Annotated in this window: 14 protein-coding genes; 11 read left to right on the forward strand and 3 right to left on the reverse strand. The window is 40.9% G+C overall.

Annotation, left to right across the window (positions count from 1 at the left end; translation table 11 throughout):
* The first annotated feature begins 797 nt into the window (after positions 1-797).
* From SanaruYs_RS03240 to SanaruYs_RS03290, 11 genes are all read left to right on the forward strand, one after another.
* Complete coding sequence (locus tag SanaruYs_RS03240; protein ID WP_127121064.1) at positions 798-1,628, forward strand: ABC transporter ATP-binding protein; 831 nt, start codon at positions 798-800, stop codon at positions 1,626-1,628.
* Positions 1,618-2,403 (forward strand): hypothetical protein, encoded by a 786-nt coding sequence (locus tag SanaruYs_RS03245; protein ID WP_127121065.1) that lies wholly within the window; start codon positions 1,618-1,620, stop codon positions 2,401-2,403. Before SanaruYs_RS03240 ends, SanaruYs_RS03245 begins: the two co-directional genes overlap by 11 nt.
* A 1-nt stretch (position 2,404) precedes the next feature.
* Positions 2,405-2,770 (forward strand): GntR family transcriptional regulator, encoded by a 366-nt coding sequence (locus tag SanaruYs_RS03250; RefSeq protein WP_127121066.1) that lies wholly within the window; start codon positions 2,405-2,407, stop codon positions 2,768-2,770.
* Entirely contained in the window at positions 2,767-3,447 is a 681-nt protein-coding gene (locus tag SanaruYs_RS03255) for a DUF4097 family beta strand repeat-containing protein (protein ID WP_127121067.1), read from the forward strand. Before SanaruYs_RS03250 ends, SanaruYs_RS03255 begins: the two co-directional genes overlap by 4 nt.
* 75 nt (positions 3,448-3,522) lie before the next feature.
* Positions 3,523-4,413: an ABC transporter ATP-binding protein gene (locus SanaruYs_RS03260; RefSeq protein ID WP_127121068.1), complete on the forward strand. Its 891-nt coding sequence runs from the start codon at positions 3,523-3,525 to the stop codon at positions 4,411-4,413.
* 122 nt (positions 4,414-4,535) lie between these two features.
* On the forward strand, positions 4,536-7,745 hold the full coding sequence (locus SanaruYs_RS03265; RefSeq protein ID WP_127121069.1) for a golvesin C-terminal-like domain-containing protein: 3,210 nt from the start codon (positions 4,536-4,538) through the stop codon (positions 7,743-7,745).
* A gap of 102 nt (positions 7,746-7,847) precedes the next feature.
* The gene (locus SanaruYs_RS03270) at positions 7,848-9,455 is read left to right on the forward strand and encodes a TolC family protein (protein WP_246011824.1); all 1,608 of its coding nucleotides are present in this window, start codon (positions 7,848-7,850) and stop codon (positions 9,453-9,455) included.
* A 27-nt stretch (positions 9,456-9,482) separates the two neighbouring features.
* Positions 9,483-10,565: an efflux RND transporter periplasmic adaptor subunit gene (locus SanaruYs_RS03275; protein ID WP_127121070.1), complete on the forward strand. Its 1,083-nt coding sequence runs from the start codon at positions 9,483-9,485 to the stop codon at positions 10,563-10,565.
* 18 nt (positions 10,566-10,583) lie between these two features.
* Positions 10,584-13,763 carry an efflux RND transporter permease subunit gene (locus tag SanaruYs_RS03280; protein WP_127121071.1) on the forward strand — a complete coding sequence of 1,060 codons (3,180 nt, stop codon included), beginning with the start codon at positions 10,584-10,586 and terminating at the stop codon, positions 13,761-13,763.
* Positions 13,756-18,489 (forward strand): efflux RND transporter permease subunit, encoded by a 4,734-nt coding sequence (locus tag SanaruYs_RS03285; RefSeq protein WP_127121072.1) that lies wholly within the window; start codon positions 13,756-13,758, stop codon positions 18,487-18,489. Before SanaruYs_RS03280 ends, SanaruYs_RS03285 begins: the two co-directional genes overlap by 8 nt.
* The gene (locus tag SanaruYs_RS03290; protein ID WP_127121073.1) at positions 18,461-19,162 is read left to right on the forward strand and encodes a hypothetical protein; all 702 of its coding nucleotides are present in this window, start codon (positions 18,461-18,463) and stop codon (positions 19,160-19,162) included. Before SanaruYs_RS03285 ends, SanaruYs_RS03290 begins: the two co-directional genes overlap by 29 nt.
* A 737-nt stretch (positions 19,163-19,899) precedes the next feature.
* Here the strand turns inward: SanaruYs_RS03290 and SanaruYs_RS03295 are convergent.
* The 3 genes from SanaruYs_RS03295 to SanaruYs_RS03305 form a co-directional block, all read right to left on the reverse strand.
* A complete protein-coding gene (locus SanaruYs_RS03295; RefSeq protein ID WP_127121074.1) occupies positions 19,900-21,489 on the reverse strand; it encodes a hypothetical protein in 1,590 nt (529 codons plus the stop codon).
* A 351-nt stretch (positions 21,490-21,840) separates the two neighbouring features.
* Complete coding sequence (locus SanaruYs_RS03300) at positions 21,841-22,428, reverse strand: hypothetical protein (RefSeq protein WP_127121075.1); 588 nt, start codon at positions 22,426-22,428, stop codon at positions 21,841-21,843.
* 209 nt (positions 22,429-22,637) lie between these two features.
* Positions 22,638-23,048: a hypothetical protein gene (locus SanaruYs_RS03305; protein ID WP_127121076.1), complete on the reverse strand. Its 411-nt coding sequence runs from the start codon at positions 23,046-23,048 to the stop codon at positions 22,638-22,640.
* Between the last annotated feature and the right edge of the window lie 10 nt (positions 23,049-23,058).

Here is a 23,058-nt window from a genome sequence, read left to right on the forward strand (position 1 = left end):
ATACTAATAACAGAGTCAATTAGTTAAGACAGTATCTCAAATTAAGATTAACATCTCTACCATCATTATGTGCCTAACATTTAACATGCAGTACCCTGATCTCACAAAAAGAACTTTTACAGTTTTTTGAGGGATGGAAGGGCGCAGCTTTCATGATATCTTTTACTGATTTTTCTTTCAATTTAGTGGATTTGTCAAATTAACTTTTTTTGTCATGAAGGTCTTTGCGCAACGCAACACTCATTGTGCAGGCCCCACTTTCCTCCCCCTTCCTAAACCTACCCAAAGAGTGTGGCTGCCCAGCCGTTGTAACTGATGGAGATTGGATTCTGAAATACCCGCGTTAAAAAAAATCTTTGAAGATTGAGTAAGGCCCTCAGCCCAGGTACGTGTCCTCAGGAACCAGCGCTTGCTTAATTCAAAAGCCTCTTTCCTATCACTCAAATAAATCTCAATACTTAACTGGACACTACCATATGCCCCATCCTAAACAATGAAGTTTTAACTGCTCCTCCAAGTAGTTAGTGTCCTCATGCAACAGATTTTATCTTATTCAATACTGCATCTCCACTCATTCAAAAATACGGCTAACTCAAGTCACGGGTACACAAACTTCCCAGCATTCAAAATCCACGACTATAGTGTATACTGTTTTTACAATTGGTCATGGAGACAAGAACCAAGTCTTGGAGATTTAATAAAAAACTCCAATAAATTTTATCCCCCTGTTTGGAAATTTCAAATCTATTTAACACTATTGCACTGTATTAGTTAAGTAATACAGTAAATCACGTGTAATGGTATCTATCAAAGACTTAAAATTTAGGTATTCTAAAAGGCAAAGCCCTCTTTTTGAGGAACTTAGCTTTGAGCTACCCTCAGGCAGCATAGTTGGGCTACTGGGTAAAAATGGAGCTGGTAAGACAAGTTTATTAAAGCTGATGGTGGGTTTGCTCAAACCAACGGAAGGGTCGGTGCGCATACTCGACCAGCAACCTTCAGCCCGCCAGGCCTCGCTCCTTCAGGAAATCTACTTTCTACCGGAAGAATTCCATCAGCCTTCCATCTCCATCAGAAAGTTTGTGAAGGCAAACGCAGGTTTCTATCCAAGATTTGATAAAGAACTGTTGAAGCGCTTACTCGCTGACTTCGAACTACCCGATAATAAACAACTGAATCAGTTTTCTTACGGTCAGAAAAAGAAATTCCTGATTGCCTTCGCCCTATCAACCAAATGCAGGCTATTGGTTTTTGATGAACCAACCAATGGTCTCGATATACCCTCAAAGGCAATTTTCAGAAGGGTAATGGCAGGCTCGCTGGATGAAGATCAGCTTGTGATCATTTCTACGCACCAGGTAAGGGATGTAGAAAATCTGATTGACAGGGTGCTGATGCTGGAGCAAGGAAAGTTTATCATGCAAAAGGATCTTCATGACATTGCTTCAAAACTTCAATTTGCCACCACGTCCACACCACACGGTGAAAATGTTTTGTACCATGAAATGGTACCGGGTGGTTATAAAGTGATCACACCTCAGACAGATGGAAGTTCCTCTGTCGACATTGAATTACTATTCAATGCGATTTCTAATGGAAGCGAAAAACTTAAAGAATATGTCAAATAATATATTCAGTGGAAAGCGATTTCAATTGTTATTGAAGCAACACCTTATTCATAACGCGCAGTTTCTGTTGCTGGCCGCTGGCGCTTATGTCGGGGTTATCTTCATTATATTGTCTATTGCTCAGGTCGGTAATAATTTTATGCCTCACGGTGTCGACCACTTTCAGGAGCTAATGGTTGTGTTCGTGACGATATTTAGTGTTCTCTATGTTGGCCATTCATTTCCTGCGTTTCGATCGAAAGAAAGTACGATCACTTACCTGATGATGCCTGCATCGATATTGGAGAAATTTGTTTTTGAGTTTGTAAGCCGCATTGGGTTTATCCTGTTAATACTACCCTTATTGTTTTGGATGAGCTTCAACCTACAGGGGTATTTTTTTTCCATATTCACTGAACATTTTTTTGAACCGATTGGCTTAAAGCATACGGTAAAAATTGATGCACCTGAAGACTACGTATACCTAATTTATTCATTGTTAATTGGAGGTGGATTACTTGCGCTTTCCCTCGCTTTCGTGGGATCAGCCATGTTTACTAAACAACCTTTGGTTAAATCACTTTTCGCGGTAGCCTTGGTGGTTATGTTATTTGGTGGATATAGCTACATTATTATCGAGCATGTTGGCGTAGGAAGGTATAATCCGCCTGACACGATGCTGTTAATTCCTATGGAAGAAAAATTGTTGCTGAGATTTTTTGCCCTTGCGCTATTTCCAGCATCAGCAGTCATGCTTTTTGTGGCCTATCTTAAGTTAAAAGAGCGGGAGGTGTAGTATGCAATTTCAGGATGGTAAAAGCATTTTTCTGCAAATCGCAGATTCGATCACCGAGAAGGTAGTGAGTGGGGAATTTCCCGCTGGCGAAAAAATTCCTTCAGTACGGGAACTTGCAGCAGCAATGGGGGTAAATCCCAACACCGTTATGCGTACATACAGTGAACTTCAGGCAATGAATATTATAGAAAACCAAAGAGGCATAGGATACTTTGTGAATCCGGAAGCGAAAAAAATTATACTGAAAGAAAAGCGGCAGGAATTTTTTAATAAAGTATTACCTGAATTTTTAAAGCAGGCTGCATTGCTCGGCATAGAGGCCGATGAATTAAAAAAAGAATTGGAAACTTTGAATGGAACAATATGAAGTTAAGCAATAAAATACTCTTGGGATTTTTTGGATTGATCTTCCTCTACCTTAACGCAGCATTCATAGAAATAAGACTGACAGGTTCTCCAAATATTATTAACGATAAGAATAGCATTACAGAAAAAGTAGACTTTAATGATATAACACATCTGGCTTTAAACGGACTGGAGAAAACGGTACGCGTTATCGGATCAGATCGACCAATGTTAGAAGTGCGTAGTATCAAGGGAGACCTATTGAAAAAACTTAAGTATGTGGTGTCCGGTGATACACTTACATTAACTGGAATAGATGCAGATGACAATAGGAATTTCATAGTCACTGTGTTTGTACCTATAGCAAGTTTTAAATCCATTCATGTAAATAATTCCGTGGTTAATTTTAAGGACTTACAAATACCACATTTAAGCATTTATCAAAGTAAAGGAAGAATTGCCATGAATGACTGCCGCATTGGTACGTTAGCACTCGATGTGAATACTGCTTTTCTGAATATTACGGATACAAGCGCGGATACAGTGTCTGTTAATATTGAGACATCAACTGTAAATATTTATTCTTCTCTGATACGCTTGCAAGGCTCAATCAAAAACCAAACATTTTTACACATTAGAGATGCTCAGGAAATTCAGTTGAGAAAAGATGAAAGCAGTAACCTGGTCATGTATAAATGAATATCAGCAGGTATTGTAACAAATCATTAATACAATCTTCTTTTCAAAGAATGCCCACTACCACCCTATCTGAATATGAACATTAAGATAAAAGGACTTTCTAAAATTTATCCCAACGGCCATGCAGCCATTAAAAACATTAACCTGCAAATAGGCAGTGGTATGTTTGGACTGCTTGGGCCCAACGGAGCCGGCAAGTCCAGCTTTATGCGCATACTGGTTACGGTGCAAAAAGCAACTTCCGGAACAATTCTCATGGATGGAATGGACATTAATGAACACCGTCATGAGATTAGAAAACTCGTAGGATACCTTCCTCAGGACTTCACTTTTTTTTCTAAGCTAAAGACTTGGGAGTTTTTAGATTATGCTGCTCAACTTTCAACTTCACTGAAAAGAAAAGAACGGCTGGCCAAAGTTGACAAGCTACTAGATCAAGTGGGCTTGCTTGATGTGCGTGAACGCATGGCCAACAAACTTTCGGGTGGTATGAAACGAAGACTTGGTATAGCGCAGGCTCTCATTGGTGAACCCAGGTTGTTAGTCATTGATGAACCCACCACTGGTTTGGATCCTGAAGAGCGTATTCGCTTCAGAAATATTCTTTCCGATTTGAGTCAACGAGATGTTACTATCATCCTATCAACACATATTGTTGGCGACATCAGCAGTACTTGTCATAATATGGCTATGCTTAATAAAGGCGAAGTGGCTTTCAAGGGTTCTCCGGAAGGCATGATTGATCAGGTGCGGGGGCATGTGTGGCAGATTATACTAGACGACTCAGCATTCGACAGTTTAAAAGCAAAGTATCCTGTAGTTTCTACCATTCCTGTGGATGGAAAATGGGAAGTGCAACTTATTTCGAATGATCAACCGCACCCTGATGCTAAAGTGGCCAATCCAAACCTGGAGCACGCATATGTATATTTTATGGAGAATGAATTTGGTGTATCACTGGTATGATATCAATTAAAAATATATTAACGATCTCAACCTACGAATCAAAAGTTCTTTGGCGAAATTGGTTTTTCCGTATAGTTGGCCTTGCCGGAATTTTTTTTATCAGCATTTTTAATCTGGTTGAAATGTCTTCACTGGATAACCCATCGTGGTGGGCCATGCTCAACGGTTATGTTCTCCCCTATGCCAGCCTAATATTCATAAGCATTCCGCAAGCAGCAGCCGTTATTTTTTTGGCAACCGGGCTTATCAAGAAAGATAAAAAACTGGATACGAATGAAGTCTTTTTTGTGAGGGCCATCAGTAACCTGGACTACGTCTTAGGGAAAGCACTGGCCATGTTTAAGCTTTTCTTTCTGTTAAATTTTGTCATACTGGCTATTCCCTTTATTGTAGGTTTAACCAACCCACTGGCTACTGTCAATCCGATGGCCTTTATTGTCTATCCACTGATCGTCAGTATTCCGAATATTGTTTTTACAATGGGGATTTCATTTCTGCTGGTTACTGTTATCCGCAATCAACCCATTTCGATCGTATTGCTCGTTGGCATAACGGGGGTACAATTGATTTATTATTTCGACAAGTTCTCTAATATCCTCGATTTCACTGGCTTCAGAATCTCAATGTTGGCATCAGAGATGTCCGGCTTTGTTGATATTGAATTTGCACTGTGGCAACGTGCGTTTTACTTTCTCACAGGCATTGCTTTTTTGTTTCTCACTGCTTTTCTACTCGAGCGCTTGTCGGGACATAAAGCTACGCATCGTGCTACAGCTTTGGTCGGTATGGTGCTACTGCTTATTTCATCTTTTATTATGGTCAACATTTGGACAATACGCCAAAGCCCAATTGACTTACGACAAGAAATGATTACAGTTAATGGTAGGTGGGCGAATGAACCTAACCTTTCCATCACCTCACACGCCATCGCACTGGAGTGGGCAGGCAACGAGATCATCAGTACATCAGACTTAACGTTAAAAAACAATACTCCTGAGCTGCTCGATACGATCTACTTTTCTCTGAATCCGGGCTTAATCGTGGATACTGTTATCGTCAACGAAGCACCTGCGCCATTCAACCGAGACCTGCAAATCATTCACATCAACAATGGTATCAGCATTGGCCCTGGTCAGGAGGTAAACGTCCGCATTAAATATCACGGAGCGATCATGCAGGCCGCTGCTCACCTGGAGGTAGATCAGAAAAGGTATGAGACGTCAAATGATTTCATCATGTTCTCATTAACAAAAAAGTACGCCTTTCTCGAAGATGATTATGTGTTACTGACGAATGATGTGCTCTGGTATCCCGACACTGAGGTTGGCTATAACCGAAAGGCAGCTACAAAGGAAAGACAATCATTTATCGATTTTGAATTAAAGGTAAAAGTACCAGAAGGCAAAACAGCGATTTCACAGGGAGCAGTAACCGTAAGTGGTGATGTTCAACAATTTAAACCAGAGTACCCGCTACCCTACATCTCACTCGTGATTGGTGATTATCTTAAAAAGGAAATCATTGTTGACAGTGTAACCTATTCCGTATTTCATTATCCAAAGAACGATTATTTTCTTAAGCAACTCGGTCTGATTGCAGATACACTCAGCTACCTGATTACAGATGTGGTGAACGAATATGAAGATGCTCAAAAGCTCTCCTACCCTTTCAAAAGAATGCAGTTTGTTGAAGTTCCCCTTCATTTCACTGCATACAATAAGATATACGAAAGCCATCAGGCATTTCTACAACCCGAAACAGTTTTTTGGCCTGAAGAAGGTGCCGAAATCAGACAGTTTGATTTCAGCCGACAACTCAGAGACATGAACACTCAGGCTAAAAAAACTAATCAGGTTTTAACTGATAAACAAAAGCAAGCGAATGTTTTTAATGACCTGATTAGAAAAGTATTTACAAAACAGATTGGCTCCAGGTGGGTGTACGATGGTAAGGATATCGATAATCCAGACTATTCACTATTTCCAAATTATTATGATTTTAATTCAGGAATCGTAAGCAGAGACTTGGCCATACTCAATCGTTGCATTGCCACTTACCTCAGAAATGACAAGCAAGTGCAAAATGATTACTCCAGAGAAATAAATGGAATCTCTTTTACAGAGGAGTGCAATAATCTAATGCGAACTACTCCCCTTTCAAAAATTCTGACAGCATCAGATTTCAGTAAAATCAGTAAATCAGTTGCGCTGAAAAGTCAGTACCTCTTCTCTTACCTTGGCCAAACGCTGGGCGAAAGCAATTTTAAATCCTTTTTGTATGAATGGGTAAACAAACATCAGCACCAGCTAAACAGCTACGAAGAATTCAGGAAAGCCATGCTTTCGCGTTTTCATGTGGACATTGATCCGATTATACGCACTGTGTATTCCGAAACTTCTCAACCTGCTTTTGAAATTTTGGATGTGCAGAAATATGAAGTAACGGACGGTGACCGTAAACGTTACCAGGTAATGGTAAAAGTAAAAAATTCAGGCGATAGTGACGGTGTGCTCGAAGTAAAGTTCAACCACAAAGAAAATAATGATGATGAAGACACCTATTATGCAAAGGTTAATGAAGAAGTAGCTGTGGAAGCTCCTGGCCGGCTGTCTGTAATCAAACAAGGGGAAACCAAACTCTTTGGGTATGTGCTGGACGAAAAACCAAATGCGATCACAATCAATACCATCATTTCCAGAAATATTCCTTCGGTGATTAACATGTCATTGGGAACTTTGTCAAACCGTGAAGGAGGAATGCTCTTCGATGGTGAGCAAGTAGTTGACAACGAAAAGAATTCCGCACAATATGAAGTGATTGTGGATAATGAAGATAAACAATTCACTCACTTCAGCCCGATTGAGCCTACGTTGTTGAAGGCATACTTAGACAATCGTGACACGGTCGTTAAAAAATATTATGGCGAATGGAACACTTCCTATTCCAGCTGGCTGGCGACAACAGGTTCCGATTTTTATGGAAGCGTTATTCGTTCAGCTCACTTTACAAGATCAGGAGGCGGTGAAAAGCTTGCGACCTGGACACCCGAGTTCAAAGAAGAAGGCTTCTATGACATTTATGTTTACATGAGGGGCAAAAATCAAAACGAATTCGTAGGACGTGAGAGTGCAAGCAAACAGTTCGATTATAATTATATTATTCGCAACGGTGATGGAACAGATAACATCAAGTACAACATCACCAACGCTGAGCCAGGCTGGAATTACCTTGGATCTTATTATTTCAATAAAACCGGAGGAAGTATTTCGTTAACGGATAAATGTGAACTCTGGAGGGTATATGCAGATGCAGTAAAGTGGGTGAAGCAGTGAGAAAAGTAGTAAGACGTAAGACATAAGTAGTAAGTAGTAAGAATAGAAGGAGCAATCAGAAATAGACAATAATTGTTAAGGATAATCTTTAAACTTAATTCCATGAGTTTTATAAAAACAATGAAAGTGAAGTATGTGAGTATGAAATTGTTTAAGCGCATTGGCTTCAAGCACCAAGCTTCAGGCTTCAGGCCTTTAAGAATAACATTCATACTTGCAGCTTGTAGCTTGAAGCCTGCAGCCCAAACTGTAAGATCATTGGTGCTGCTTCTGCTGATCACACTCGGTGTTGCTACTTCAGAAGAAGCCATCGCCCAGGAAAAACTTACGCTCGGTGATGCTATCAAAATTGCGCAGCAAAGTAGTCGTAACATAAGGAAGTCTCAGTTAAATCTTTATGGAAGCCAACGCAGTCTGGATGCGCAGCGTTTGTCATTGAAATCAAAATTCGCCTTAGACGTAACCCCCTTCGATTACAACCGGAATCGAAACTTCAACGATTTGTTCTCTACCTGGAACACCAATGAAGACTACAATTCATTCGCTAACTTATCCGTTAGCCAACCTATTTTCGCAACTGACGGACGGATTTCTTTAATCAATCGTCTTGGCTACCGGGATAACTATTCGGAATTTCAGGATATCCGAACCAAGACCTTTAGCAATAACCTATACTTACAATTAGATCAGCCAATCTTTACCTATAACCGAACTAAGATACAGTTAAAGGAGTTGGAGCTGAATCTTGAAAATGCCACCATCAGCAACGCACTGGAATTATTAACGCTCGAGCAAAATGTAACAAGGTTATTCTATACATTTTATCAGCGACAAAACAGTCTGCAGATTTCAAAAGATGAATATGAAAATCAAAAGATCAGCTATGAGATCACTAAGAAAAAAGTAGATGCGGACTTGCTTGCACAGGAAGAACTCTATCAGGCTGAACTCAACCTGGCTACGTCAAGGTCGACACTGGAAAACAACGAAGTACTGCTAGCCAATGCCGCTGATGACTTTAAGCTTTTACTCGGTATGGATCTCACACAGGAAATTGAGGTAGATATTGACATCAATTTTGTGACAAGGAAAGTAGACCTCAACCAGGCCTTAGCTTATGCACTTGAAAACAGAATGGAACTGAGGCAGCGCGCGATTGATATTGAACGTTCCCAGTTTGAATTGATTCGTACAAAAGCATTGAATGAATTTAAAGGTGCTGTTGCCTTGTCACTGGGTGTGTTTGGTGATAATGAACGCGCACCGGATATCTACAATGTTCCATCCGTAAATCCACGCATCGCCATTTCATTTTCTATTCCCATTTTCGACTGGGGAGAAAACAGAGCCCGAATGGATGCGGCCAATACCTCGCGAGAAATAAAAGTGATAGACCTGGAAATAGAGAAAAATGACATCATGATCAACATTCGGAAGGTGTATAGAAATCTGCAGAATCTTGAAAACCAGATTTCTATTGCTGAGCAAAATGTGAAGAATGCAACATTGACCTATGATCTGAATCTTGAGCGGTACAAGAATGGTGATTTAACCAGCATTGACCTAAACCGCTTTCAAAGCCAGCTTTCAGAAAAAAAGGGCACACTCGCTGATGCCTTAATTAACTATAAGATGGAGCTGTTGAACTTAAAAATTCTTTCGCTTTACAATTTTGAAACACAAGAGCCTGTCATAGCTCCGCAAAAATAAATATCCATTGAACTAAAATTATTACGCATGAAAAAGCTGATCACAGGAATCGTCCAAGCAAGCTGTCAAGTATTACTTCCATTGTTGGCAATGATGGTCGTTTCGTCCTGCAGTCCCGAAAACTCAAACATAAAAACGGAAATCAAAATACCTGTTTCTGTAGTAACTATAAAACCACAGAGCATCTCACGTTTCATCGAGACTACAGGTACTGTTTATTCTTTTAAAGAAGCATCAATAAAATCTGAGCTGACTGGTATCTATACACTAAAGCGTAATCCGAATACAGGAAGACCTTTTTCTCTGGGTGACCAAGTAAAGGCCGGCCAGGAGCTGATACGGATCGAGGATAAAGAATTTCAGAACACACTTCAGATAGAGGGTAAAAGATTAAACCTGGAGTTGGCTGACAACAACCTTAAAAAACAACAGTCCTTGTATGATAAGGGAGGCGTAACCCAAACGGAATTAAAAAATTCAGCCATCTCGTATGTCAATGCAAAGTACGCTTTCGAAAATTCAGAAATACAATTAATGAAGATGTCAGTACGCGCTCCATTCGATGGTGTCATTGTTGAATTACCATACCATACCGATGGCGTAAAGATTGATCAGGGACAGTCACTTTTAAAAGTTATGCAATACGACAAATTGCTGATGGATGTAAAACTTCCTGAAAAATATTTGGCAGAAGTTACTCTGAATCAAAGGGTGCAAATCGCTAATTATAATGTAGCGAAAGATACGATCTACGGAAGAATCAGTCAGATATCCCCCGTCATCAATGCGGACACCCGAACATTTCAAAGCGTGCTTCAAATCGATAATGAGAAGCGATTATTACGTCCCGGCATGTTTATCAAAGCATTTATCCTTTCCGAAAAAAGAGATGGCACCATTGTTATCCCTAAAGAAACAGTTATCTCCCGTCAGGATGGAAAAGTTGTTTTCACGGTGGAAAATGGTATTGCTACTGAGAAAAAAATAACAACTGGTCTTGAAAGTCTGGATGTGATAGAAGTGGTCAGCGGCTTAAAAGTTAATGATAGGCTTGTTATAACAGGATTTGAAACCCTGAGGAACAAATCGAAAGTGAGCATCATTCAGTAATATTTTAAACAAGCTATTGTGAAAAAGATCGTCTCGCTGGCCGTACATTACCCTGTGTCAATCCTCATGATGGTGTTGGCCGTCATACTGCTGGGATTTATTTCGTTTGGTAAACTCGGTATAGAGTTAGTGCCTGAATTAAAGAATCCAACCTTGTTCGTTGAATTAAAGGTGGGCATCAAACCACCCTCAGAAGTTGAAAAACAATTTATAGAATCAATTGAGTCCATTGCCATACGACAAAATGGTGCTGTTGAAGTAAGTTCCATAAGCCAGACAGGTTATGGGCGTGTTACAGTTCAATACGACTGGAGCAAAGATATGGACGAGGCTTTTCTCGATCTTCAGAAATCACTCTCCTCTTTTTCACTCAACGATGAGATTGACGAATTCGTCATCTCGCAGTTTGATCCCAATGCAGCACCCATTATGATCCTCGGGATTTACAACCCCGCGACTGATGATACAGAAGCACTGCGTCATATTGCAGAGAATAATTTCAGAAATGAATTCGTTAAACTTCCTGGCATTGCTGAAGTCCGACTTTCAGGTGAGCAGGATAAGGAGGTAGTGTTAGAAACTGATCCGGACTTGTTGGCTTCGGTGGGTTTAACCGTAAATGATCTTGTTACAAAAATTCAAAACTATAACAGAAGTGTTTCGGGTGGATTCATCGAAGAACTTGGACGCAAGTATGTGATTAAAGGATTGGGCATCATAGAAAAGCCTGAAGACCTCGGAGACCTGGTGGTGGGCTACACTTCTCGCAAGAATACAGTGGCAAGTCCTGAAGCGTCTGCTGTCACCACACCAGCAGCCATGAATAATACTGCATCTTCTGATCAGGTGCCGGTGCTGCTTAGCGAAGTAGCCACGATTCAAATTTTGGATAAAGAAGCGAGCAGTATCGTTCGGGTAAATCAGAAGCGTAGCATTGGCATGTCCATCTACAAAGAGACGAATTACAATACCGTAAATGCCGTCAATGAATTGATGGCCTCACTCGAGGAGTTGAAGAAAACAGTTCCGGGGTATGAATTTGTTATCATCCAGAACCAGGGTAGATTTATTCAGGGCGCTATTGATGAAGTGAAAGAATCCGGTCTCTTTGGTATTTTTTTCGCAGTGATCGTGCTATTTCTTTTCCTGCGCAGAATTGGCTCTACACTCATCATCAGTATTGTTATTCCCATCTCGATCATCGCTACGTTTAACCTTATGTACTTCAATGGTCTTACACTGAATGTAATGACATTGGGAGGCTTGGCCCTGAGCGCAGGCATGCTTGTGGACATTGCCATTGTAGTAGTGGAGAATATTTTCCGCAAACGCGAAGAAGGAAAGAATGTATTTGATGCCGCCATTGAAGGAACGGCCGAAGTAAGTGGTGCCATCACGGCATCAACGCTCACCTGTATCGTTGTGTTTCTGCCAATCGTTTATTTGCAAGGACCCTCCGGAGAACTTTTTAAAGACCAGGCCTGGACAGTAGCCTTTTCACAAATCGCATCACTCTTTGTGGCGATACTGGTTATCCCCATGCTCTTCGCTCAGTTTTTTCGCAAAGACAAAGTGTTTGCGAAAGAAAGAAAAGTCTTCTCTGATGAAAAGCACACAAGCTTTAAGAAGTATAGATCAGTCTTGGAAAAAGTATTAAATCATAAGACGGCCTGGATTGTAACATCAACAATAATGATACTGGGCACTGCCCTGCTTCTTCCCGTGATCGGCAGCGAATACATGCCGCAATCCGATACGAGAGCGATATCAGTGGATGTAACCCTGACCAATGGAACACCCCTCGCGAGAACTTCAGCAACCGTCAATCAGATTGAAAGCCAGCTGCAACAATTATTCGAAGGGCAGCTTGATAAAATCTATACGCATATCGGACCGCAACAAAGTCAGTCGGGTATTAAAAACGAAAACGTCTACAATGAAAACAAGGCTACGATCAAGCTTATCTTCCGTGAGGACATTAAACTTGACATAGTACCTGTAACAGAGAAACTGTCATCTTATTTTCAAGCGCTACCCGGCATTGAAGCTACTTTCTCCAATGATGAAAGTGCGCTGTATGCTGTGATGGGCGAAGATGAGATGCCATTGGTTGTAGAAGTAAGCGGTGCAGACTTTGAAAAGTTAAAACCCCTCTCGGATTCGATTATGCTGGTGATGGCTTCCAATCAACATGTTTACGATCCTGTCTCCAACCTGGAAGAAGGCGTACCGCAAATTCACGTTGATGTTGATAAATACAAAGCAGGAATTTTTAATTTATCGATCGATGATATCATTCTTCAGATCAAGGATCAGCTGGAAGGAAAAAATGCGGGCACGATCGAGCGCGGTGGTGAAATGCAGGATATAAAAATAAAAGTACCTGAAGTAACCTTAGCCGGATTGCAAAACATAAAAATAAAAAGTGGTCAACGCGAATTTCCGTTAAGTGAGATTGCCGGTGTTGAAGTAGCCTATGCCAGCAACTCCATTCACAGGAGAAACCAAACCAGAACAGTGTCGGTTGGTGCGCGTGTCAATCCAGACGAGCCTTATGATCAAGTGGTCAAGTCCATCCAAACTTCACTCTCCAAACTTTCAGTACCTCCCCAATACAAAATAAGAGTGGCTGGGCAGGAGATCAGGCGGCAGGAATCAGTAGACAATCTGACGTTTGCGCTCATCTTGTCGATTGTACTGGTGTACATGGTGCTCGCTTCACAATTCGAATCGCTGCTACATCCTTTCACCATTTTGCTGACCATCCCCTTTGCAGTTGTAGGTGCCATCCTCGCCTTCTTTATTCTGGGAATGCCACTGAACATGATGGGGTATATCGGCATCATTCTGCTGGGTGGTATTGCTGTCAACAATTCAATTATGATTGTAGACTGCATCAATCTGAACAGAGAGAATGGGATGCCCCTGCGCGCTGCCATTCTTGATGCAGCCGAGCGCAGACTTCGCCCCATTATGATGACAACCATGACTACCATTCTAGGATTACTTCCCTTGACCCTGGGCTTTGGAGAGAGCGCTGCCTTGAGAGCACCAATCGCCATTGCCGTGATTGGTGGAATGGTAACCTCAACGCTATTAACACTCATTATTATTCCTTGCTACTACGAAGGCATTGAAAACATAGTAAGTCGCATCAGTCGGAAGAAGGAAGTGAAAATCGAAGTTTCCAATGGGTAATACTAGTCTGTTAAAAACGATCATCAGGAGGAAAGTCCTCATCTCGATGTTGTTCATCGGCTTTACGGTGATGGGTTATATTTCCTATACGAAACTTCCGGTTGAACTTTTTCCCAACGTTGAATTGCCTATACTGATTGTACATGTGCAATCGGCAACGGATGTTGATCCTAAGTATATGGAACGGCAAGCGATTGTTCCGCTCGAGAGCGCCATCAGTACACTGGAAGGCGTTGCTGAAATTACTTCAAACGCGGATAGCAGGCAGGGCATGATTTTCATTTCTTTTCAACAAGGTGTGAATATTAAATACGCTTACCTGAAGCTTGAACAGAAAGTGGGTGCGATCAAAACGAGCCTGACACCAGAATTTTTTGTCAACATCATCAAGGTTGATACGGACGAGTTTTTAAATGGCTTCATGTCCTTGCAGGTTTTGGGTAGCGGTGGTGTAGACCGGGTCCGAAACATTACAGATCAATATATTACTGACAGACTCAATGATGTTGATGGCGTGGGAGGCGTGGAAGTTTTTGGTGGACGACAAAAGACCGTAGAAATTATCATGCATGAAGCCATTTGTGAGGCCAATGGAATTACACCCAATACGATCAGTAACGTACTTTCCCGCAACTCAAACAAAAGTGCCTTTGCCGGACAGGTAGAAATGGAAGGGCAGAAAGTTTTTGTCAACGTAACGGCTGAGTTAAAAGACATTAAGAACATACAAAGTCTTGTCGTGTCGGAGAAGGGACCACTCCTGCTGAGCGATGTAGCAGATGTATTCTTCGGTGTGAAGGAACAAACCTCCCTGAGCCGTGTCAATGGAAAAGAAGCGGTTTCCATCCGCGTTTCGAAAGACCCTCAGTCTAATTTGATTGCCTTATCTGAAAGAACACTGGAAGCAATTAATGCCATCAATAAAGATCTTGAGCCGATGGATGTCAAGATCATCGTAGAGAATAATCAGGCAGAGATGATGTCGAGAAACATTGATCAGATCAAAGAGCTGGCCATTACAGGTGGCCTACTGGCCATCTTTGTACTCTGGGTTTTTCTCCGCAGGATGAAATTCATTCTTAGCATTGCCTTGTCTATTCCCATCTCGATTTTCACGGCATTCAATTTCTTTTACGCCTACGACATCTCCATCAATAGCCTTACACTTATCGGAATGGCACTGGCCATCGGTATGCTGGTGGATAATAGTGTGGTGGTGATTGAAAACATTTACCGGCACGTTGTCAATAAAGTTCCGCGCGAAGAAGCGATTGTGAGAGGAACCAATGAAGTGATGCGCTCGGTGATTGCTGCCACACTCACGACAGTAACTGTTTTCTTGCCGTTTATCTTTTCTACTAATTTTCTTGTCACACTCATTGGTACACATATCGGTGTGTCCATTATTTCTACATTACTGGTTTCGCTTGTGGTGGCCTTGGTGTTGATTCCGATGCTTGCTGATTCGGCCATCCGAAAAGAAGATGCGCACGAAGCTCCGCTGATTAAGAATGCATCGATCCGTCAACGGATCATTCAAATGTACATGGTACTTTTGAAGTCTTGTTTCAGAAGGCCGATGTTTACGGTTGTAGGAGGCTTGGTTTTATTTTTTGTAACCATTGGGATCAGTCTTATTGTCAGCATTGCTGGCTCATCGGAAGTGGAAACGCCCGAGATGAATCTCTTCGTCACTATGCCGCAAGGTAGTACGCTTGAATCGACCGATCTTAAGATCAGGAAGATTGAGGAAAAAGTATTGGAGATTCCGGTGGTTGAAAAAGTGATCAGCCAGGTTTCAGAAGTCGAAGGTGTAATCACCATAAAGCTTGTTGAAAACTTTAATGATCTTGATACCATTTCTATAGGCGATGTTCGAAACAGACTTTCCGGATTATCAAAAGATTTTAGTGATGTCAATATTTCGTTGGAAAAGCCACCGAGCCAGAGTAGTGGAAATGGTGGAGCGGGAAATGCTGCCCAGGATGATTTTCAACGCATGTTGGGTATTGGTACTGCCTCAGAACGCATTGTGATCAAAGGTCAGGACTTCGAGTTGATGCAAACCCTTGCGCAGGATCTCAACGCCCTTGTAAGTGGTTTGCAATCTGTTGAACAGAGCGCTGTGAATTTAAGTCCGGAACGCCCCGAGGCGCATCTTGTGTTCGATCAAAAAAGAATGAGTGAGAATCAGGTGACGTTACAAAATGTAGCGGTAGCCCTGAATGATTTTCAGCCATCATTTACATCAGGATCTAACTTTATAAGCGGTGGTGAGGAATATGAAATAACGATCCGTACACAAAATCAAGTTGCCACCAGAGCAAAAGAAATGCGTGACTTACGCGAGATGAAAGTAAGCAGCACTACAGGTGCGACCCACGGATTTTCGGATATCGGAACTGTTCTTTATTCATCAGGTGAAAGTACCATCACCAGAATGAATCAGGAAAAACGCATTCAAATTACATACAACTTCATTGAGGAAGTGTTAAAGTCAAAGTCCTTACAGGAATCTTCTCGCCTGGAGATTGATCAGATCGTAGCAGGTATAAACATTCCCTCTGGTATTGTAGTAGAAGTCGTTCATGATGAAGGTTTGTATGACGATTTCTTCTTTTTCATTTTTGCCGCCATCGTCATCATCTTTATGATTCTCGCGGGTGTATTCGAATCATTATACTTGCCGATTGTCATTATGTTCTCCATTCCCCTGGCTGGTATTGGCGCACTGATGGGCCTAACACTGACGGGCAACTCCATGCTGAGTGCAAACACCTTGATCGGATTTCTGATCTTACTTGGCGTTGTGGTCAATAATGGCATTGTACTTATCGACTATTCCCGCATTTTAAGAAGAGAAGGATATACAAAATACCGCGCACTGATCATGAGTGGTATTTCACGACTGAGACCCATCCTGATCACATCTATAACAACCATCATAGCGATGTTACCGTTGGCACTGGGCGAAGCGGAATATGTGCTGAGCATTGGTCAGCCGTTCGCAGTTACGGTGATGGGTGGACTTGCCTTCGCTACGATACTGACATTGTTTTATATTCCCACCATGAGTGCTGGCTTAGAAAGTGTGCTCGATTGGTTCAGAAATTTAAAGCCAGTTATTAAAGCCATACAGATTGTGCTCATGGTTGTGGCCGGAACATTTATATCCTTGCAAGTAGAAGGACTCATCTGGCAAATGATGGCATACATCGGAGCCATTATTTTAATTCCGGGTGGTACACACTTCATCATGTCATCCTTACGCCAGGCCAATGCCGAAATGGTTGCACCGGGTGAAGCAATGCACATAGAAATTCAAAACCTGACCAAAGTATATGGCAGAGACAAACGATGGATAAGGGAATGGAAAGGAAATTTAAATCTCTTTCGCGCCAGAGGTGAAGAGCCAGTAACCATGCGCGTAGTATTGCAAGACCTCATATGGCAGCTTGCATTGATTAGCTTTTTGGTTTATTTTATTTACTTCCATTTGGATAAAGCCTTCTGGCAACTGGTCTTTATGATTTCCCTGCATGCACTATTGCTAACCATGCTCAACCGCGCAGGACAATTAATTGCTCATAAGCAGAAACTGTTGAACATCAGTTATAGGTTACTCTATTGGGGCTTTCCGATGCTTAGCGCCATCTATCTTTACAGCGATGTACAGATCAAAGCCTTCGGAATAATACTCATCATCTTGTGGTTTATAGGATTGCTGCTGGTACGCACTTCCAAAAAACTGAAGGAGCATCCTGTGGATGTGATGGAGATCAAAGGACGATTCAGAAAAATTCGAAAACTGTATTATACATTATTACTCTCAATTCCTTTTGTGAAACCGAAGCAGGCCGAGTTCAAGGCACTCAAAGGCGCTAACCTCACAATCGAACAAGGCATGTTCGGATTACTCGGACCCAATGGTGCCGGTAAGACAACCTTGATGCGTATCCTTTGTGGTATTCTCGATCAGAGTTATGGAAAGATCTGGATCAACGGCCACGACACTACTTTGCGAAGAGAAGAACTGCAAGGCTTGATTGGTTATCTTCCGCAGGCTTTTGGTACCTATGAAAATATGACGCCTTACGAGTTCCTGGATTATCAGGCCATTTTGCGAAAAATCTCCAATCAGGGGGAGAGAGAAAAAAGAGTGCAGTACGTGCTCAAGGCGGTGCACATGGATGAGCATCAGCATAAGAAGATTGGTTCCTTCTCAGGCGGAATGAAACAACGCATTGGTATTGCGCAGATTCTCCTTCATCTTCCAAAAATATTAGTAGTTGATGAACCTACTGCTGGTCTCGATCCATTAGAGCGTATTCGATTCCGCAACTTGCTGGTGGAACTCAGTCGTGAACGGATCGTGGTGTTTTCCACACACATCATCGAAGACATTGCGAGTAGCTGTAACAAGCTGGCCGTGCTTATTTCCGGAAATATAGAATACATCGGAAGTCCTACCACCATGGCCGAACTAGCTAATGAAAAGGTGTGGGAATTTCACCTGACACCTGCTGAATTTGAAATGGAAAAAGAAAACTACATGATCGTACACCATATGCGCGAAGGTGAGCTCATCCGCGTGAAGTGCTTGTCAGACGAACGTCCTCGCATGGATGCAGTTCAGGTACGGGCGAATCTTGAAGATGCCTATTTATGGTTAATGAAAAGTAAATCCAAAAAGAAAAATGAAAAGCTACCTCCTGCTGTTGTATAAGTTGATAACCTACAACGTAAAAGTAATTTTTGGAAACAAGTTCGTTTACTTTGTAGTCGCGGCATTTTTGTTCTTTGCCTTCATCATCACGATTACCATCTTTGATGATCCGCAATTCAATGAAGCCGTGATTTATGGCTTCCTGGTTTTCCCGGGCTTGTTGCTGATCTTCTACCCTATGGCTTATGGCATACAAAATGATGATGATGCCAAAATGCTGGAAACCATTTTCGGAATTCCGAATTATAGATACAAAGTATGGTTAGTTCGTTTTGTGTTAACGATTGGTATTGCGGCTGTCATTTTGTTTGTGCTCGGCAATCTGGCAAACCTCACCTTATACCGATTCAATATTCTTCCGATGATTGGTCAGGTACTTTTTCCCATTACATTTTTATCCTCAGTTGCTTTTATGTTCTCTACACTGATAAAAAATGGCAACGGAACAGCAATAGTACTTGTAATCGTTTCATTCATATTTCTCCTTTTTGCAGAGCCGCTGGAATATAGTGTTTACAATATATTCTTAAATCCCTTCGAAGAACCGCGCGACATGAGTGAATTTATCTGGCTGACCATCATTTACAAAAACAGAGTGTACCTCACCATCCTGAGTGTGCTGTGTCTTTTATTTGGGATGTTCAATCTCCAATTCAGAGAGAAGTTTGTGTGAGATTGAAGATAAATGATTAAGGGAGACGGCTCAGGTTAAAATCACTAAGACATTGCACATTTATGCAAGAAGGTTTTACAATTGTTATCTCGATTTCAAGGAACAAAACCAGGGATTTCAACATTAATCTACTATTCAAAAAATCGGGATAACGTGATCCATTTTCTTAAAGTATTGTAAAATTTCCTAAAATAGTAAGTCACACTTATTATTTTCAACGAATCTCCATATCAACTGTATATGTTTAGGCATATGCACAAATGCAAACACTTCACTTTTACCATCAGCTCTTAAATATGCCGAAGACCTTATAATTAAATCTTTATATCCATCCCTTCTAAACAGTTTCTGCCATCCATTTATGGTGGCTATCAAAAGTATACCTCGCCATTTTCGATACGACTTACATTTATACTCAAATATACTTTTGACCATGTTCAATCACTTTAACAAGACGAACTTCCAAAGCAAGTGTACTATTTATTTTCGTGTGATATGATCAGGGCAGCCCCTCGTACCTCGGGCCGGGCTATCGCTTCAATCTTTTTGCCCCACGCACTTGCTGACTGCAAAAAGGATTTCCGCTACTATCCCTGCTGCTAACTTGCGTGTAAAAATAAATTAGAGGTATGTTGAAAGACATTAGTTTCTGAAAAATTCTGGCAAGTCTTTAGTGCGTGACTTTCAATCCCGCAACATCAATAGTTCGACATAAGCTGCGCTAAAATTTCGACCAATTATTGTTTTAATCCAGGTTTACTCTTCTTACTCCATTCAAACCCTATCCGGACATTAATGCGATCTGCATAGGGACTATGTTTTTCAGGATTGTATACATTGTACATCATCTGAACATTGCCTTTTACTTTTTCAGAAAACTTGAAACTCTTTTTTACACCGGCAAAGTAAGACCAGATGAGTACCCTGTTTTCGTATTCGCGTAATTGACCGTTAATGATGCGTGCAGGATAAACACCATTGACACATTCTATATCGGCTTTGAAAGCAAAATCCTTTTTTGCCTTCCATTCAAAAGATGCTCTGGGTCCATAAATTTTTTCTTTCGGTCGCCAGTCTCTTTCTTTTATGTGGTATGACCAGCGTGTAGTCCAACCTGCACCTGCAGCAATCTTATCTGAAAACTTATAAAGTACGTAAGGATTTACATCAAGCCACAACGCTGACGGCTTTTGAAATTGTAGGCTGACTCCGTACGTTAAGCGTTCGTGCCATTTTTTTCCACGTTGTGTATTTTGTCTTTTGGCAAACAAATCGATTACTCCTTCAGGGTCAGGAATTTTTGCCTTTGCTGCTGAAAGTTTCTCCATCACAGCCACAAGTTCACTTTCATGTCCAGCAAAGTGATTAACCGCTTCCAGTTTAGCTTTATTCAGCATTTCTTCTTTGGCTACCTGCGGATCGTAATACTGTTTTGCTTTATCAGCTGCTGATAATTCTTTACTTAAGGCTTTTACCTGATCTGTATTGGCAATAGCTTCTTCAGCAACTTTACCAGCACCTTCTTTCTTTACAGATTCTACTTTACTGCTAACATCCCTGATTACCTCAGTTTTCTCCTGCAGTTCATTCAGTTCTTCAAATTGGCCGAGCTCTTTAATGCTTTCTTTCTCATTTGTAATTTTCTCAGATATACCTGCCTTGACTTCATTGGTCTTATCCAATTCAATATTGGGTATGTCCGCTTTAGGCAAATCGGTAGGTAAGGTTCCTTGTGGTAAGTCGGCATTTAATCCATTAGCAGAAGGTAATGATGTCATATTGACTGCTCCGGTCTCCGGCAGATTAATGTTAGGTACTGCTGCACCTTGTTCCTGAAAGGGTGAAGTGACTTTAGCTATGGATGATCCAACTTTTTGAGTGGCACCAGTCACTGATGATTTTACGTTATTAAATTTTTGCTGAAGCGTATCCTTTTTTGCACCGAGCAATCCATTGAAGATACTGTCTGATTTATCCTTGAGTTGCGCCATACCTTTATCCATTAATGCAGAAGGATCTAAAGCATGCGCTACACTATCTGCTTTCGCTTGCACCTGTTGACGAATAGAATCTGCTTTTTCTTTTTGCAGTCTTACTTGCTGTACTGCATGCAGACTATCCTTGCTGTTAATAACACTATCTGTTCTGGATTTATGGTTATTCAGTTTTGTTTTTACTTTTTGCAAACGCGTAGTATCTGCTGCAACAGTTTCTTTTGCAGCAAGGTTTAAGTTATTAGCACTAGAAGACGCCTGCGCAGCTAAAGGTGATTGTGCATGTGCCTGATAAAAAGCAAGTAGAAAAAATATAAGTACTTGAATCCTCATATTAAATTTTGATCACGCTTCGTATTTAAAACTTTCAATATTTCTGACTTTACTTTCGCTCACCTAAAACCTATTTAATAATATCAATCATGCGACAAACTAAATACTAAGCAACCACATCACGGGTCGTAGCGAGACGCTACGACCAGTGTGTGCAAGCAGAAAAAATATAAATACCTGAATCCTCATGTTAAATTTTGATCGCGCTTCGTATTTAAAACTTTCAATATTTCTCACTTTACTTTCCCTCACCTAAAACCAATTTAAATAACATAAATCATGCGGCAAACCAAATACTAAATGACCTCAAGGGTCGTAGCGAGACGCTACGACCAGTGTGTGTGTGTGTGTTTACCTTAGCAGTAGGTCAAAATTCTCGACTTGGGTAATAGGAGTGAATGATACATTTGTTATCTTATTCTCAATTAACACCTCCTTAGCTCTCCTTGTGATTAAGGTATAATAAGTTCCTTCTGGTGAGAAGAAATCACTACCGTCCCAGCTTTTAAGATCGAAATACAATCCCGCCCAAGTCTTATATGTCCTTGAGGGGTCGAGAGGGAAGGGCCTATCAATCTGTACGCTTAATGAATCGATCTTAGGCCCGCATTTTCCGACTATAGAACAAAGTCTATACTCAGAATCATTTAAATCCGGGCTGGAAACTCCAATGGATCTGATACCGATAAGGTTATGTTTTTCAATAACATTCCAAAACTTAGAAGAAGCAATATTCAAGTAAGCAAAACCAGAAGTTAAGAAATCATACTTCTTCTTACCCCTAACCTGATTCAATAGAATAACGTCCTGGCTATTTACTTGATTATACTTAAATAAATCTTCGGGTTTAAACCTAGTATCTGACATTCGGAACTGCAGAGCGCCTCTTGAATCTCCCAATGCCATTGAAAAAAAATTACCAAAATCAATTGATTCCATAAATTATCATCATCTGTTGTGCAAATTTACGTACTTCATTGCCAGTTCTTGGCTGGCTAAAGAAAGCTCTCCCCATCTGGCGCGGAAGTTACTTCCGTGCCCCGAATGTTGAACTATATATTTTGTTTTTCTCATACAAATACAGTCAGTTGTAGGCACGGATGAACTGCGCACATTCCAACACACAACATCCGCGCCAGTTAGGGGGGCTAAGGCAAGCATTCCTTACAGAATGCATTACTCGAAAAACGCTTTCGCCCTTTTAATTTCAAATAACGTTCCCCTTTTTCATTCAGAAGAAAAATTGCTTCATTTTCTAAAAAACCCTTCTTGATATAATTTACTTTAATAAGAGAACCAGAGTCAAAACCCGCTTCATTTATTCTAAAGAAAATCGAATCACCATTTAAAATGTAGTTTCCCTTTTCAAAATATATGTTATCAGGGTGCTGTTTTCCCATCACTTCAATGATACAAAAGGTTGATATATCTTTGGTGTCTAAGCACAAATAAGTAGGGAAATATCCTGGATCATTGGATTTATAATAACCATTCATTTGAGAGCATGCAGCTTGAAATTTCAAGGTGAGCACTAAAAAAATTAAAAATGATTTTGTCATATTTTAAAAT

The sequence above is a fragment of the Chryseotalea sanaruensis genome (assembly GCF_003990915.1).
Taxonomy (GTDB): Bacteria; Bacteroidota; Bacteroidia; order Cytophagales; family Cyclobacteriaceae; genus Chryseotalea; species Chryseotalea sanaruensis.